The organism is Streptomyces aureocirculatus (assembly GCF_000720475.1).
Taxonomy (GTDB): domain Bacteria; phylum Actinomycetota; class Actinomycetes; order Streptomycetales; family Streptomycetaceae; genus Streptomyces; species Streptomyces aureocirculatus.
The window spans coordinates 137,487-152,262 of the sequence record NZ_JOAP01000011.1; the positions used below are offsets into that span (position 1 = coordinate 137,487).

Consider the following 14,776-nt stretch of genomic DNA (forward strand, 5'->3'; position numbering starts at 1 on the left):
CCGCAGGACAGGCACCGCACAGCCGGCGAAGCGTTCAGGCGAGGACCGAGCGGAGCTGGTCGAGCCCCCAGTCCAGGTCCTCCTTGCTGATCACCAGGGGCGGCGCGATGCGGATCGTCGAACCGTGGGTGTCCTTGACCAGGACCCCGCGCTCCATCAGCTTCTCGGAGATCTCCCGGCCGGTGCCGTGCGCCGGGTCGATGTCGACGCCCGCCCACAGCCCGCGCCCGCGCACCCGGGTGACCTTGCCCGTGCCCACGAGCAGGTGCAGTTCGGAGTGCAGGTGCTCGCCGAGTTCCGTGGCCCGCTGCTGGAACTCGCCGGACTCCAGCATCGCGACCACTTCGAGGCCCACCGCGCACGCCAGCGGATTGCCACCGAACGTCGACCCGTGCTCACCCGGCCTGAACACGCCGAGCACGTCCGTGTCCGCCACCACCGCCGACACCGGCACCACCCCGCCGCCGAGCGCCTTGCCGAGCAGATACACGTCCGGCACCACACCCTCGTGCTCGCACGCGAACGTCCGGCCCGTCCGGCCGAGCCCCGACTGGATCTCGTCCGCGATGAACAGGACGTCGCGCTCGCGCGTCAGCTCACGGACACCGGGGAGGTAGCCGGCCGGCGGGACGAGCACCCCCGCCTCGCCCTGGATCGGCTCCAGGAGCACCGCCACCGTGTCGTCCGTGACCGCTTCGCGCAGCGCCGCCAGGTCGCCGTACGGCACGATGTCGAAGCCCGGCGTGTACGGGCCGTAGTCCGCGCGCGCCTCGGGGTCCGTGGAGAAGCTGACGACCGTCGTCGTGCGGCCGTGGAAGTTGCCCCCGGCCACCACGATCCTGGCGCGTCCGTCCGGCACGCCCTTGACGCGGTACCCCCACTTGCGCGCGGTCTTCACGGCCGTCTCCACGGCCTCCGCGCCGGTGTTCATCGGCAGCACCATCTCCTTGCCGCACAGCTCCGCGAGGCGCGTACAGAACTCCGCGAACCGGTCGTGGTGGAACGCCCGCGACGTGAGCGTCACCCGGTCGAGCTGCTTCTTCGCCGCGTCGATCAGGCGCGGGTTGCCGTGTCCGAAGTTGAGCGCCGAGTACCCGGCGAGCATGTCGAGGTACCTGCGGCCCTCGACGTCCGTCATCCACGCGCCCTCCGCCGATGCGACCACGAGAGGCAGGGGGTGGTAGTTGTGCGCGCTGTGCGCTTCGGCCGAGGCGATGAGTTCTTCCGTAGCAGTCACGGGTTCTCCGATTCTCGCGGTGCGCACGGGTCGCACGCTCCTTGCGGCACACATGGGTCCGGCGTGGGGTCGGGGCCGGTGGGCCTGGCTTTCTGGACTGGGGCTCCTGGGCGGGGTTCTCGGTCCTGGACCCCTGGGCGGGGGCTCCTGGGCCGGGGCCCGGGCCGGGCTCCCCTTCCCATCGTCACTCGCATTCTGGACGAAGGAAGCCGCCGGAGCGGCGTGGCCGTTAACCTGGCCCTGACAGCACGGCGACTGGCGCACAGGGAATCGACCCTGAGGGAGCCGTGCGAGGCAACGCCTTCGAGGTGCCGCCCGCCTGGGCACCCCGGGACCCGACCGGACACCATCACCGCTCGCCCCGGAGGACGCCATGAGCCACCCCCGTCACCCTGCCCTCACCGCCGCCGACCCCGAACTCGCCGCCCTCGTCGACGCCGAGGAGCGGCTCCAGGCCGACACGCTCCGCCTGATCCCCAGCGAGAACTACGTCTCCGCCGCCGTCCTCGAAGCCTCCGGCACCGTCCTGCAGAACAAGTACAGCGAGGGCTACCCGGGCCGCCGCTACTACGAGGGCCAGCAGAACATCGACCAGGTCGAGCGCCTGGCCGCCGACCGCGCCAAGGCCCTCTTCGGCACCGACCACGCCAACGTCCAGCCCTACTCCGGCTCCCCTGCCAACCTCGCCGTCTACCTCGCCTTCGCCGAGCCCGGCGACACCGTGATGGGCATGGCCCTGCCCATGGGCGGCCACCTCACCCACGGCTGGGGGGTCTCGGCCACCGGTAAGTGGTTCCGCGGTGTGCAGTACGGAGTGCGGCAGGACACCGGTCTCGTCGACTTCGACGCCGTCCGCGAACTCGCCCTCAAGGAGCGGCCGAAGCTGATCTTCTGCGGGGGCACCGCCCTGCCCCGCACCATCGACTTCGCCGCCTTCGCCGAGATCGCCAGGGAGGCGGGGGCCGTCCTCGTCGCCGACATCGCCCACATCGCGGGTCTCGTCGCCGGTGGCGCCCACCCCTCGCCGGTGCCGCACGCCGACGTGATCTCCACTACCACCCACAAGACCCTGCGCGGTCCGCGCGGCGCGATGCTCCTGGCCCGCGAGGAGCACGCCAAGGCCATCGACAAGGCCGTCTTCCCCGGCCTGCAGGGCGGCCCCCACAACCAGACCACCGCCGCCATCGCCGTCGCCCTGCACGAAGCCGCCGAGCCCTCCTTCCGCGACTACGCGCACGCCGTCGTCGCCAACGCCAGGGCTCTCGCCGACGCCCTGCTCGCGCGCGGCTTCGACCTCGTCTCCGGTGGCACCGACAACCATCTGATCCTGATGGACCTCACCCCCAAGGACGTTCCCGGCAAGGTCGCCGCGAAGGCCCTCGACCGGGCCGGGATCGTCGTCAACCACAACACCGTCCCCTACGACCCGAGGAAGCCGTTCGACCCCTCGGGCGTCCGCATCGGCACCCCCTCCCTCACCTCCCGCGGTCTCGGCACCGCCCATATGGACACCGTCGCCGACTGGATCGACCGCGCGGTCCGCGCCGCCGGAACCGGTGACGAGGACGCCCTCCGGAAGATCCGCGCCGAGGTGGCCGACCTGATGGCCGCCTTCCCGGCGCCGGGCCTGCCGGTGGCCTGAGCCCGGGCTCCACCGCCCCCGGGGCCCGGTCAGGCGTCGATCAGCTCCTGGCCGGGAGGCTGCTCCTCCCGGGGGCGGCGGCGGAGCAGGTGCAGGGTGCCCGCACCGGTTGCCGCGCCCGCCGCCGCGCTCGGTATCGCCCAGGTCCAACCCCGGTTCCAGCCCGTGTCGCGGCCGTCCCCGGCGTGCTTCGGCCCCGCGTCCGGGACCGCGGGTCCGGCGGTGGACGGGTCCTCCTCGGGGCGGGCCCATTCGGAGGGGCGGATCCCCGCGGAGCCGCCTTCCGCCCTCTTGCCCAGCAGCCCCAGGTCCTTCAGGAGGGAGCGCAGGGCGGTGGGGTTCTCGGCGCGGTGCCAATACCCCCTCATCGTGCGTGGGTCCGTCGCCGTGTGGATCCACACCGGGCCGCCCTTCGCGGCTGCCGGTCCTGGATACACCCGGTCCATGCGCCAGGGGCGCACGTCGTGCAGCAACCACGTCACGTTGATCTGGCGCGTTGCGCCCACGCTCAGGCCTGGCGGCTGCTCGCTCTCGCCCCGGGTCCCCGAGCCGAGCAGGGACTCCAACTCGGTGTACTCCGCCCGGCTGTAGTACAGCGAGGCCGTCTCCGCGCTTTCCGGTGAGGAGAGGAGCACCGTGGTCGGGCCGCCCGCCGCGGCCTTCGGCGCGGTCAGCAGCACCAGGGACAGTGCCGCCGCCACCGCCGTGAGCGTCAGCGCCATCGCCGACGCCGGTCCGGTCGGCGCTGTCGACCGCCACCCGCGCCCCGGCCGGGGCAGTGCCCCACGACAAGCACTCGCCCGCCCCGTCCCACGCCGCCCTGCCACCCACCCTGTCTTCTGCCCGACCCCGCGCGGGGTCTCGCGCCTGAGCCTGCCCCCGCCCCGGACCCCGAGCCCGGCCCCTTGCCCTGCCTCTAGCCTTGTCCCTTGCCTTGTCCCTTGCCTTGTCCTCCGCATGTCCCGCCCCCTGTGGCTGCCCCCGGCACGGGCCCTCCGTGCCGCCTCACCTCTGGTACACCGGCCGAGCCCCGCAGGTTCCCTCTTTCTCCGGAGCAGTTTTCGCCCGGCTCGCGGCGGCCCGGCTCGCGGCGGCCCGGCTCGCGGCGGCCCGGCTCGCGGCGGCCCGGCTCGCGGCGGCCCAGCCCGCCGCTCAGCCCGAGGCGACCTAGCCCGCGGACGGCCCCCGGCCCGCCCCCTCGCCCGGCCCAGGAACCGACTCCGCCACCTCCCTCGCCCGTTCCTTCGACGGCACCCCCTCGAGCCGCAGTGTCAGCGCCCTGCCGTCCGTCCACAGCAGCGTCGGGCCCGCGGGGCGCACCGTGCGCGTCCAGTTGTCGCCGCCGGGGGTGCGCAGCCACAGTTCAAGGCGGTGGGGGCGGGCGAACCACAGCGCCGCGTCGTGGCCGAGGTCGATCCACTCGGGCCGGCCGGGCACCAGCTTGGTGTAGCCCGGGTCGAGGGGAGCCGGGAACTCGTCGAGCCGGACCGTCCTGCCGTCCTCGCGCCAGCAGAGGGTGATCTGGGAGCGCCCCGCCGGTGCCCGCGTCACGGCCACCGCGTCCGGCGCGCCGAGCGCCGCGGGCACGGCCGGGCGGAACCCGGCCTCCCGCTCGGCCCGCGCGAGCGACACCGACGGCGTACCGCACCCGGGCGTGCGGGTCCCGGTCGGGGGCGGTGGCGACGGGTCGTACCGCACCTCGACCCCGCCGAAATCGAACCAGTCGAGCCAGTCGGGCAGGTCGGACACCGCCGCCCGCACGGGTGGGGTCAGGACCAGGACGGTCAGCAGTCCGCACAGCGAGGCGACGACCGCCCGGCGGCGCGCCCGCAGGCCCTGCCGAGCGCGGCGCAGGCCCCGGCGGGTGCGGCGCAGGCCCCCACGGGCGCGGGCGAACGGTCCCTGCGGCGGTTCCGGCGCCGGAACCGCCGCCGGAACCGCCGCCGGGGTGGCGCCGCCCTCGGCCACTATCTGCGCGAGGACCCGCTCGACCATCGTCTCCGCGCCGTTCCCGGGCCGGTCGAGGGCCCGCCCGAGGGCCCGCAGCTCCTCCGGAAGCCCCGCACGCCCACGACCGGAACCAGCACCCGGCCCGCCCTGGTCAGGCGGCCCGCCCTGGTCAGGCCGATCGTCCTGGCCACCGGAGCTGTCCGGGCTGTCCGGGCTGTCCGGGCTGTCCGGGCCGTCCGGGCTGTCCGGGCTGTCCGGGCTGTCCTGGCCACCGGAGCTGTCCGGGCTGTCCGGGCTGTCCGGGCTGTCCTGGCCACCGGAGCTGTCCGGGCTGTCCGGGCTGTCCGGGCCGTCCGGGCCGTCCGTGCCGTCCGGGCCCCCCGGGCCGTCCGCGTAGCCCCGCCCACTCGAACCGCCCCGGTCGTCCTGACCGCCCGGGCAACGACGGCAGCCCCGGTCACACGGTCCGCCCGGGCCACGACGGCAGCCCCGGTCACACGGTCCGCCCGGGCCACGACAGCAGCCCCGGTCACACGGTCCGCCCAGGTCATGAGGGCCGCCCCGGTCACACTGACCGCCGAGGTCACCCAGGTCACCCGGGTCACCCGGGCCACCTTGATCACCCCAACCCCCCGAGCCCGCGCAGCCCCCCGCACCGCCCATCTCCTCACTCACCTCTCCCACCTCCCTCCGGCAGCAGTCGTTCCAGTTTCCGCAGGGCCCGGTTCAACCGGGACTTGACCGTGCCTCTGGGCCAGCCCAGGGCCTCGGATGTCTCTGCCTCGTCCATGTCCAGGAGATAGCGGTAGGTCACGACCAGGCGATGGTCGTCGCCCAGGCGGTCGAGGGCGGCCAGGAGGGTCGCGCGGCGTTCGCGGTCCAGGGTGGCTACCGCGGGGTCCGCCGATTCCGGTATCAGGGGGTGCGCTTCTGTGAGGGCGGCCTCGCGGCCCGCGACGGAGCGCTGCCGGGCCGCCGAACGCACTGTGTTCCTCGTCTCATTGGCGACGATCGCGAGCAGCCACGGCTTGAACGAGGCGCCGTCCCGGAACCGGCCGAGGGCGCGATACGCCTTGAAGAAGGACTGCTGGACCACGTCCTCGGCGTCAGGACCCGCACCGAGCGCGGCCGCCGCCCGCAGCGCCGTGCCCGTGAAGGCGCGCACCAGCTCCGCATACGCCTCCGGCTCGCCGGCGCGCACCCGGGCGATGACCGCCGTCTCGTCGACGCCGATGCCGTCCCCCTCCAGCGTCCGCCCCGCGGCCCGCCGATCAGCCCGCCCCGGGGCCTCCTCCAAAGCCCTGCCCCCTGCACTCACACCTTTGGTACACCGCCCGGACCGAATCGGTTCCCACCCGCCACGCACCAGTTCCCGACCAACGGGCGGTACCTGAGAGAATGCTGAGCATGGCCTCTGATCGTCCCCGCGTTCTCCCCGGCGACCGTCCTCGCGTCCTGTCCGGGATCCAGCCCACGGCAGGCTCGTTCCACCTCGGCAACTACCTGGGTGCCGTCCGCCAGTGGGTGGCGCTCCAGGAGTCCCACGACGCCTTCTACATGGTCGTGGACCTGCACGCGATCACAGTTCCGCAGGACCCCGCCGAGCTGCGCGCGAACACGAGGCTCGCCGCCGCCCAGCTCCTCGCCGCCGGGCTCGACCCGGACCGCTGCACGCTGTTCGTGCAGAGCCATGTGCCCGAGCACGCACAGCTCGCCTGGATCATGAACTGCCTCACGGGCTTCGGCGAGGCCGGCCGCATGACGCAGTTCAAGGACAAGTCCGCCAAGCAGGGCGCCGACCGCACCACCGTGGGCCTGTTCACGTACCCGGTGCTCCAGGTCGCGGACATCCTGCTGTACCAGGCGGGCGAGGTGCCGGTCGGTGAGGACCAGCGCCAGCACATCGAGCTGACCCGCGACCTGGCCGAGCGTTTCAACGGCCGCTTCGGGGAGACGTTCAAGGTCCCGGCGCCGTACATCCTCAAGGAGACGGCGAAGATCTACGACCTCCAGGACCCGGCGATCAAGATGAGCAAGTCGGCGTCCACGCCGAAGGGCCTCATCAACCTCCTGGACGAGCCGAAGGCCACCGCGAAGAAGGTCAAGAGCGCGGTCACCGACACCGACACGGTGATCAGGTACGACCCCGTGGAGAAGCCGGGCGTCAGCAATCTGCTCGGCATCTACTCCACGCTCACCGGCACCGGTATCGCGGAACTGGAGCAGAAGTACACCGGCAAGGGCTACGGTGCGCTGAAGACCGACCTCGCCGAGGTCATGGTCGAGTTCGTCACCCCGTTCCGCAACCGCACCCAGGAATACCTGGACGACCCGGAGACACTGGACTCGATCCTGGCCAAGGGCGCGGAGAAGGCGCGTGCCGTAGCGGCGGAGACCCTGGCCCAGGCATACGACAAGGTGGGCTTCCTGCCCGCCAAGCACTGAGCCCGACCCGGACGCACCCCGGACCGAACCAGGACCGAGTCCGGATCGACCCCGGACCTGCCCAGGAACGACCCCGGACCGACCCGGTCCGGGCCACCCGGAAGAGCAGCATCCGCAGCCGCCGTACGGCACGGCGGCGACCGCTGCCCGTCAACCGCCCATCGACACGACGACAGGAGTACGACGTGGGGACCGTAACGATCGGTGTGTCGATCGCGGTCCCGGAGCCACACGGCAGCCTCCTCCAGGAGCTGCGCGCCGGCTTCGGGGACCCGGCCGCGCACGGCATCCCCACGCACGTCACGCTGCTGCCGCCGACCGAGGTGGACTCCGGCGCGCTGCCCGTGATCGAGCAGCACTTGTCCGCGGTCGCGGCCGCGGGCAGGCCGTTCCCGATGCGGCTGTCCGGCACCGGCACCTTCCGGCCCCTTTCGCCGGTCGTCTTCGTACAGGTCGTCGAGGGCGGCTCGGCCTGCTCCTGGCTCCAGGAGCGGGTCCGCGACTCCTCGGGACCGCTCGTACGGGAACTGCAGTTCCCGTACCACCCGCATGTCACGGTCGCCCACGGCATCGCCGAGGAGGCCATGGACCGGGCGTACGAGGAGCTGTCGGGGTACGAGGCCGCGTGGCCGTGCACGGGCTTCGCGCTGTACGAGCAGGGGCCCGACGCCGTCTGGCGCAAGCTGCGCGAGTTCGCCTTCGGCGGCTCGACGGTGCCCCCGCAGGCGGGCGCCCCGGCGACGCGGGGTACGCAGCGCGCCCGCTGACCGGGCCCGGAGCGCCCTCGCTCGGGGGCGTCGGGCAGGGGCGGCTCCTGGAAGGCCGTGCACGTCGACCGGCAGACCGACGGCGAGCTCGGAGCGTCAGGCCGTCAGACCGGGAGGCGGCGGAACACCGGGCGCGGCACGTGGCGCAGCGCCGACATCACCACGCGCAGCGTCCCCGGCACCCACACCGTCTCCGAGCGGCGGCGCAGCCCCGTCTCGATGGCCTCCGCCACCGCGCCCGGCGTCGTGGCCATGGGCGCATCCTGGAGACCCGCCGTCATCTTCGACCGTACGAAGCCGGGGCGCACGACCATGACGTGTACGCCGGTGCCGTGCAGGGCGTCGCCGAGGCCCTGGGCGAAGGCGTCGAGGCCCGCCTTGCTGGAGCCGTAGATGAAGTTGGAGCGGCGGGCGCGCTCACCGGCCACGGAGGAGAGCACGACGAGGGAGCCGTGGCCCTGGGCCTGGAGCGCGCGGGCGCAGACCAGGCCCGCCGAGACGGCGCCGGTGTAGTTCGTCTGGGCCACGCGGACCGCGGCGAGCGGGTCGTCCTCGTCGCGGGCCTGGTCGCCGAGGATGCCGAAGGCGAGCAGCACCATGTCGATGTCGCCCTGCTGGAAGAGCTTGCCGAGGGTGGGGGCGTGGGACTCGGAGTCCAGGGCGTCGAAGGGCACCGTGCGGACGTCGGCGCCCATGTCGCGCAGTTGCTCCGCGGCCTTCTCCAGGGCGGGGGACGGGCGGCCCGCCAGGTGGACCGTGCGGGTGCGGCGTGCCACCAGGCGGCGGGCGGTGGCCAGGGCGATCTCGGACGTACCGCCGAGGATCAGCAGGGACTGGGGGGTGCCGAAAGCGTCTTTCATGGGGGTCCTTCGGAGTCGGGGTTCATGCGTCGCGCTGCGCGCTCGTCCTCGAACGCAGGACGGTCTTAAACCCCTCACAGGTGCAGGCGGCGTGAGAGGTCCGAGCGGAACAGGGAGTTCGGGTCCAGGTCCTCGCGGAGGGCGCGGAAGTCCTGGAGGCGGGGGTACATCGCGGTGAGGGTCTCGGGGCGCAGCCGTGAGTCCTTGGCGAGGTAGACGCGGCCGCCCGCGGTGGCCACCTCCTCGTCGAGTTCGTCGAGGAGGGGACCGAGCCCGGGCAGGTTCGCGGGGATGTCGAGGGCCAGGGTCCAGCCGGGCATGGGGAAGGAGAGCCAGCCGGGTCCCGCGTCCCCGAAGCGCTTGAGGACGGCGAGGAAGGACGGGCACCGGTGCGCGGAGATGCGGTGCACGATGCGGCGCAGGGCCTCCTCCTGGCCGTGGCCGACGACGAACTGGTACTGCACGAAGCCGCCGCGGCCGTACACGCGGTTCCAGTGCGGCATGCCGTCGAGGGGGTGGAAGAAGGCGGGGAGCTTCTGTAGTTCGCCGGTGCGGGAGCGGGGCGCCTTGCGGTACCAGAGCTCGTTGAAGAGTCCGACCGTGCGGCGGCCGAGCAGTCCTTCGGGCACGAACCGGGGGGCGGGGGGCAGTTGCCGGGGCCGGAAGGCCAGGGGGGCGGTGCGCGCGCGGGCGGGCAGGGCGGCGAGGGGCGCGTGGTCGCCGCGGGTGAGGACGGCGCGGCCGGTGGCGGCGCCGCGGGCGAGGAGGTCGATCCACGCGACGGAGTAGCGGTAGCGGTGGTCGGTCGCGGTGAGGCGGGCCATCAGGTCGTCGAGGTCCGTGGCGCGTTCGGTGTCGACGGCCATCAGAGACGTCTCGACGGGGTGCAGCTTCAGGGTGGCGGAGAGGATCACGCCGGTGAGGCCCATGCCGCCGGCCGTCGCGTCGAAGAGCGGGCTGCCCGGCTCGACGGTGCGCACGGTGCCGTCGGCGGTGAGCAGGTCGAGGGTCAGGACGTGGCGGGCGAAGGAGCCTGCGACGTGGTGGTTCTTGCCGTGGATGTCGGCGCCGACGGCCCCGCCGACGGTGACGTAGCGGGTGCCGGGCGTCACCGGCACGAACCAGCCGAGCGGCAGCAGGACTTCCATCAGGCGGTGCAGGGACACACCCGCGTCGCACACGACGGTGCCCGCGTCCACGTCGATGCTGTGCACACGGTCGAGACCCGTCATGTCGAGGACCGCGCCACCGGCGTTCTGCGCGGCGTCCCCGTACGCGCGCCCGAGCCCCCGCGCGATGCCGCCGCGCTCCGCGCAGCTTGCCAGCGCGGCCACCGCCTCCTCGGGGGAGCGGGGCCGCACCAGGCGTGCGGTGCTGGGTGCGGTGCGCCCCCACCCCGACACGGACACGGACTCAGGGGCGGGAGCGGGGGCGAAAGCGGGGGTGGCTGACATGGCAGTGACCGTATCGCCCCTATAAGGGGCTAAAGAACGGTTACTCACTTCACTCGGCCTTCTCACCGAAATGGGTGATTGAGGGAGTGTCATCAAAGATTGCCGTAATAATTGCGACTTTGCATAGAAGAGTCGTTATGTGATGAATATGAAGTGTTCGGGGAGCGCTGTCAGGAGGGGCTTCCTGCGTGAAGCCGATCACCGGCTGCTCTCGGCGCTGCGCGACTGCGGCGCCGACCCGCGGGTGGCCGCGGCGGCCCGCGCGCTGTCCAGGAGCGGCGAGCACGGCGCCCTCTGGCTCGCCGCGGGACTCGCCGGTGCGGCCGTCGACCGCGAGCGGCGCGCCCACTGGCTGCGCGGCACCGCGCTCACCGCGGCCGCGCACCTGGCCAGCATGGGCGTGAAGCGCATCGTGCGGCGCCCGCGCCCCGGCCATGTGGAGCCGCTCGTGCGCACGGCGGGACGGCACTCCTTCCCCAGCTCGCACGCCACGTCGGCGACCACGGCCGCGCTCGTGTACGGCGCGCTGCGCCCCGCCTGCGCCAGGGTCGTGCCGCCGCTGGCCGCCGCGATGTGCGTGTCCCGCATGGTCGTCGGCGTCCACTACCCGTCGGACGTCGCGGCGGGCGCGGCCCTCGGCGCGTTCGCCGCACGGGCGGGCACCACCTGGATCGGAGGTTTGACCGATGGCTGACCGCGCCGCCGTACTGGACCGCGAAGAGACGCCCGACGCCTCCTCGCCCCCGAGAACCGGCCCCTGGGCGACCCCGCTGGGCCTCCTGAAGGCCGCGCGGCCCCGCCAGTGGGTCAAGAACGTCCTGGTCATCGCCGCCCCCGCGGCCGCGGGCGAACTCTTCTCACGGCACGCCCTGCTCCAAGTCGCCCTCACCTTCTGCCTGTTCACCGCCGCCGCGGCCGCCGTCTACCTCATCAACGACGCCCGCGACGCCGAGGCCGACCGCGCCCACCCCACCAAGTGCCGCCGCCCCGTCGCCGCCGGACAGGTCCCCGTGCCCCTCGCGTACGCCGCGGGCGCACTCCTCGCCGTCCTCGCGCCCGCCGCCGCGGCCGTCCTGTGCACCCCGCTGACGGCCGCGCTCCTGGCCGCGTACGTGGTGATGCAGTTCGCGTACTGCGTCAGCCTCAAGCACGTCCTCGTCGTCGACCTCGCCGTCGTCACCACCGGCTTCCTGATGCGGGCGATGATCGGCGGGGTGGCGCTCGACATCCCGCTGTCCCGCTGGTTCCTGATCACCACCGGGTTCGGGGCGCTGTTCATGGTGTCCGCGAAGCGCTACTCCGAGGCCGTGCAGATGACGGAGGCCGCGCAGGCCGCGACGGCCGCCGGGCGCACCGAACGGCTCGGCGCCACCCGCGCCCTGCTCACCTCGTACACGACCGGCTATCTGCGCTTCGTGTGGCAGCTCGCGGCCGGGGTCGCCGTGCTCGCGTACTGCCTGTGGGCGATGGAGAGCGGCGGCACCGAGGGCACCGGGCTGCTGCCGTGGCGGCAGTTGTCGGTGGTCGCCTTCGTCCTCGCGATCCTGCGGTACGCCGTCTTCGCCGACCGCGGCACGGCGGGCGAGCCGGAGGACGTGGTCCTTCGCGACCGCGCCCTCGCGCTGATCGGCCTGGTGTGGCTCGCCATGTACGGGTTCGCGGTCGCCGACTGGTGAGGGTGGTGTCGCAACTGCGGGCGCTCGGGCCCGAGCTGACCGCCTTCGCCGTGGTCGGTCTGTGCGCGTACGCCGCCGACCTCGGGCTCTTCGTCTGGCTGCGCGGGCCCGTCGGCCTGGACCCGCTGACCGCCAAGGCCCTGTCCTTCGTGGCCGGATGCACGGTGGCGTACACGGGCAACGCGCTCGGCACCTACCGCCGGACGGCGGCGGGCGTGGCGTCCGGTGGAGTGTCGCGGCTGCGGCAGTATGGGATCTTCGTCGCCGTCAATGTCGCGGGCGCGCTCGTCCAACTCCTGTGCCTGGCCGTCTCGCACTACGGCCTCGGCTTCACCTCGCCGCGCGCCGACACGGTCTCCGGGGCGGGAGTCGGCATGGCACTGGCCACCGTGCTGCGATTTTGGGGTACACGGACCTTGGTGTTCCGTTCTCGGAGTGCACCGACCGGACAGGTGAGGCAGGGGAGACGAGTGACATGGACTGGTTGAAGAGACTCCCCGGCATCGGGCCCTACATCGAGCGGCTGACGCGCACCCACGCGTGGCACTCCTACGAACGCCTCGACCGGGTCCACTGGACCCGGCTCGCCGCCGCGATGACGTTCATCAGCTTTGTGGCCCTGTTCCCGCTGATCACCGTGGCCGCGGCGGTAGCGGCGGCCACGCTGTCCGACGGCCAGGTCAAGCGCGTCAAGGACCAGATCTCCGAGCAGGTGCCCGGCATCTCCGACCAGCTCGACCTGGACTCCCTGATCGCGAACGCGGGCACCGTCGGTGTCGTCGCGGGCGCGCTCCTGCTGTTCACCGGTGTGGGCTGGGTCGGCTCGATAAGGGAATGCCTGCGCGCGGTCTGGGATCTCGATGACACCGACGAGAACCCGTTCCTCCGCAAGCTCAAGGACGCCCGTGTGCTCGCCGGGCTCGGCTGCGCCGGGCTCGCCTCCCTCATCGCCTCCGCGATCGCGTCGACGGCCGTCGGCTGGACCGCCGACCAGCTCGGCATCGACCGGGACGGCGCGGGCGGCGTGCTCCTACAGGTCGTCGCCTTCGCCATCGCCGTCTGCGCGGACTTCCTGCTCCTGCTGTACGTCCTCACGCTGCTGCCCGGCGTGGAGCCGCCCCGGCGCGCCCTCGTCGTCGCCGCGACGCTCGGCGCGGTCGGCTTCGAGCTACTGAAACTGCTGCTCGGCGGCTACATCAAGGGCGTCGCCGCGAAGAGCATGTACGGCGCCTTCGGTGTGCCCGTCGCCCTGCTCCTGTGGATCAACTTCACCGCGAAGCTGCTGCTGTTCTGCGCGGCGTGGACGGCGACACCCTCGAAGACCGTCACCGAGGGCTCCCCGGAACCCGAGGAGCCCTCCCGACCCGACAAGGCCGGGTCAGGGGCCGTGCGGGCGGCGGACGCTACTGGCGGCGCAGCGGCCAGCGGCGGTTGAGCAGGAACAGACCGCCCGCGATCAGCGCGAGCACACCGGCGGTGATGCCGACGGCCGTGCCCATGCCGTTGCCCGAGTCCTTGGCGGTGGCGTTCGCGACGCTGTCGGCGCCACCCGCCTGCCCCTTGCCGGGCGCGCCCTTGCCCGAACCGGTGTTCGCGCCCTTCGGGGCGACCAGCTCACCGACGGGCTCGACCTTGCCGTTCGCCGCGAAACCCCAGTCGAGGAGGCGGGCGGTCTCCTTGTAGACGGCGTGGCTCTCACCGGAGCCGGGGTTCATGACGGTGACGAGCAGGACCTTGCCGTCGCGCTCGGCGACACCCGTGAACGTGTTGCCCGCGTTGGTCGTCGAGCCGTTCTTGACGCCCGCGATGCCCTTGTACTGCTCGACGCCGTCGGCCCCGGTCAGGAGCCGGTTGGTGTTCTGGATGCCGAAGGGCTCACGCTTCGTCCTGCCCTTGTCCTTGCCCTTCTTGATCTTCTCCGTCTTGCCGGGGAACTGCGCGGTCGCCGTCGCGCAGTACTCGCGGAAGTCCTTCTTCTGCAGGCCGGAGCGGGCGAACAGGGACAGGTCGTACGCCGACGACACCTGGCCCTTCTCGTCGTAGCCGTCGGGCGTGACGACATGCGTGTCGAGGGCCTGGAGATCCTCGGCGTGCTCCTGCATGTCCTTCACGGTCTGCGGCACACCGCCGTTCAAGGAGGACAGCACGTGCACGGCGTCGTTGCCGGACTGGAGGAAGACACCGAGCCACAGGTCGTGGACCGAGTACGTCTCGTTCTCCTTGACGCCGACCAGGCTGCTGCCCGCGCCGATGCCCGCCAGGTCCGCGGCCTCGACCTTGTGCTTCTGCGTCTTCGGGAACTTCGGCAGCACCGTGTCCGCGAACAGCATCTTCAAGGTGCTCGCCGGGGCCAGGCGCCAGTGCGCGTTGTGCGCCGCGAGCACCTCGCCGGACTCGGCGTCCGAGACCATCCAGGAGCGCGCCGACAGTTCCTTCGGCAGCACCGGCGCGCCCGCCTTCAGGTTCACCTGCGTGCCCGGCTCGCCGAGGCGGGCACCGCCCACCGTCGACATGGACGCGGGCGGCTTCGGCTCGCCGTCACCGCCGCCCGGCTTGTCGTCGGCGAGGGCGGGGCCGGTGGCCGACAGGGACAACAGGGTCGCGGAGGCGACGAGCAGGGCGGTCTTCTTCAACGCTGGCACGGACGAGAACGTACAGGGGCGCCCCGCGCCGCCGTCCGCCGAGGTCACCTCTGCCGCGGTCCGGCGCTCCGCACCCCGAAGGCGGTCCGTGAGGGCGGCTGGC

15 protein-coding genes and 1 riboswitch are annotated in these 14,776 nt (G+C 72.9%); of the genes, 8 read left to right on the forward strand and 7 right to left on the reverse strand.

Translation table 11 applies throughout. From position 1 onward, the window contains the following. Positions 1-34: 34 nt before the first annotated feature. Positions 35-1,237: an ornithine--oxo-acid transaminase gene (rocD, locus tag IG78_RS0112865; protein WP_030562369.1), complete on the reverse strand. Its 1,203-nt coding sequence runs from the start codon at positions 1,235-1,237 to the stop codon at positions 35-37. Positions 1,238-1,478: 241 nt separating this feature from the next. Further along, positions 1,479-1,569: riboswitch (ZMP/ZTP riboswitch) on the forward strand. A 41-nt stretch (positions 1,570-1,610) separates the two neighbouring features. On the opposite strand from rocD, the gene IG78_RS0112870 reads away from it, so the two are divergent. After that, the gene (locus tag IG78_RS0112870) at positions 1,611-2,879 is read left to right on the forward strand and encodes a serine hydroxymethyltransferase (protein ID WP_030562372.1); all 1,269 of its coding nucleotides are present in this window, start codon (positions 1,611-1,613) and stop codon (positions 2,877-2,879) included. A gap of 29 nt (positions 2,880-2,908) precedes the next feature. Here IG78_RS0112870 and IG78_RS42060 read toward each other — a convergent pair whose 3' ends face one another. Continuing rightward, complete coding sequence (locus tag IG78_RS42060; protein WP_051852584.1) at positions 2,909-3,601, reverse strand: hypothetical protein; 693 nt, start codon at positions 3,599-3,601, stop codon at positions 2,909-2,911. A gap of 275 nt (positions 3,602-3,876) precedes the next feature. Between IG78_RS42060 and IG78_RS49155 the strand changes: the two genes are divergently transcribed. After that, complete coding sequence (locus IG78_RS49155; protein ID WP_157855786.1) at positions 3,877-4,050, forward strand: hypothetical protein; 174 nt, start codon at positions 3,877-3,879, stop codon at positions 4,048-4,050. Here the strand turns inward: IG78_RS49155 and IG78_RS0112880 are convergent. Then, positions 4,047-4,874: a hypothetical protein gene (locus tag IG78_RS0112880; protein WP_318657879.1), complete on the reverse strand. Its 828-nt coding sequence runs from the start codon at positions 4,872-4,874 to the stop codon at positions 4,047-4,049. The genes IG78_RS49155 and IG78_RS0112880 overlap by 4 nt on opposite strands. Positions 4,875-5,496: 622 nt before the next feature. Next, positions 5,497-6,063: an RNA polymerase sigma factor gene (locus IG78_RS0112885; RefSeq protein WP_030562376.1), complete on the reverse strand. Its 567-nt coding sequence runs from the start codon at positions 6,061-6,063 to the stop codon at positions 5,497-5,499. A gap of 173 nt (positions 6,064-6,236) precedes the next feature. On the opposite strand from IG78_RS0112885, the gene trpS reads away from it, so the two are divergent. Both trpS and IG78_RS0112895 read left to right on the forward strand, forming a co-directional pair. Next, complete coding sequence (gene trpS / locus IG78_RS0112890; RefSeq protein ID WP_030562377.1) at positions 6,237-7,274, forward strand: tryptophan--tRNA ligase; 1,038 nt, start codon at positions 6,237-6,239, stop codon at positions 7,272-7,274. A gap of 185 nt (positions 7,275-7,459) precedes the next feature. Beyond that, positions 7,460-8,041, forward strand: a complete 582-nt coding sequence (locus tag IG78_RS0112895) for a 2'-5' RNA ligase family protein (RefSeq protein ID WP_030562379.1) — start codon at positions 7,460-7,462, stop codon at positions 8,039-8,041. A 104-nt stretch (positions 8,042-8,145) separates the two neighbouring features. Here the strand turns inward: IG78_RS0112895 and dprE2 are convergent, their stop codons facing one another. Together dprE2 and dprE1 are read right to left on the reverse strand one after the other, a co-directional pair. Beyond that, entirely contained in the window at positions 8,146-8,901 is a 756-nt protein-coding gene (gene dprE2 / locus IG78_RS0112900) for a decaprenylphospho-beta-D-erythro-pentofuranosid-2-ulose 2-reductase (RefSeq protein ID WP_030562380.1), read from the reverse strand. A gap of 74 nt (positions 8,902-8,975) precedes the next feature. Next, positions 8,976-10,355, reverse strand: a complete 1,380-nt coding sequence (dprE1, locus tag IG78_RS0112905; protein ID WP_030562382.1) for a decaprenylphosphoryl-beta-D-ribose oxidase — start codon at positions 10,353-10,355, stop codon at positions 8,976-8,978. A 142-nt stretch (positions 10,356-10,497) separates the two neighbouring features. Between dprE1 and IG78_RS0112910 the strand changes: the two genes are divergently transcribed. The 4 genes from IG78_RS0112910 to IG78_RS0112925 are packed head-to-tail and all read left to right on the forward strand — an operon-like array spanning position 10,498 to position 13,466. Further along, on the forward strand, positions 10,498-11,049 hold the full coding sequence (locus tag IG78_RS0112910) for a phosphatase PAP2 family protein (protein WP_225882194.1): 552 nt from the start codon (positions 10,498-10,500) through the stop codon (positions 11,047-11,049). Further along, positions 11,042-12,031 carry a decaprenyl-phosphate phosphoribosyltransferase gene (locus IG78_RS0112915; RefSeq protein WP_030562386.1) on the forward strand — a complete coding sequence of 330 codons (990 nt, stop codon included), beginning with the start codon at positions 11,042-11,044 and terminating at the stop codon, positions 12,029-12,031. Before IG78_RS0112910 ends, IG78_RS0112915 begins: the two co-directional genes overlap by 8 nt. Before the next feature lie 2 nt (positions 12,032-12,033). After that, positions 12,034-12,519, forward strand: a complete 486-nt coding sequence (locus tag IG78_RS0112920) for a GtrA family protein (RefSeq protein WP_404827724.1) — start codon at positions 12,034-12,036, stop codon at positions 12,517-12,519. After that, positions 12,507-13,466, forward strand: a complete 960-nt coding sequence (locus tag IG78_RS0112925) for a YihY/virulence factor BrkB family protein (RefSeq protein WP_037686033.1) — start codon at positions 12,507-12,509, stop codon at positions 13,464-13,466. The genes IG78_RS0112920 and IG78_RS0112925 overlap by 13 nt, the downstream gene beginning before the upstream one ends. Here the strand turns inward: IG78_RS0112925 and IG78_RS0112930 are convergent. Further along, complete coding sequence (locus tag IG78_RS0112930; RefSeq protein ID WP_030562391.1) at positions 13,435-14,673, reverse strand: D-alanyl-D-alanine carboxypeptidase family protein; 1,239 nt, start codon at positions 14,671-14,673, stop codon at positions 13,435-13,437. The genes IG78_RS0112925 and IG78_RS0112930 overlap by 32 nt on opposite strands. Between the last annotated feature and the right edge of the window lie 103 nt (positions 14,674-14,776).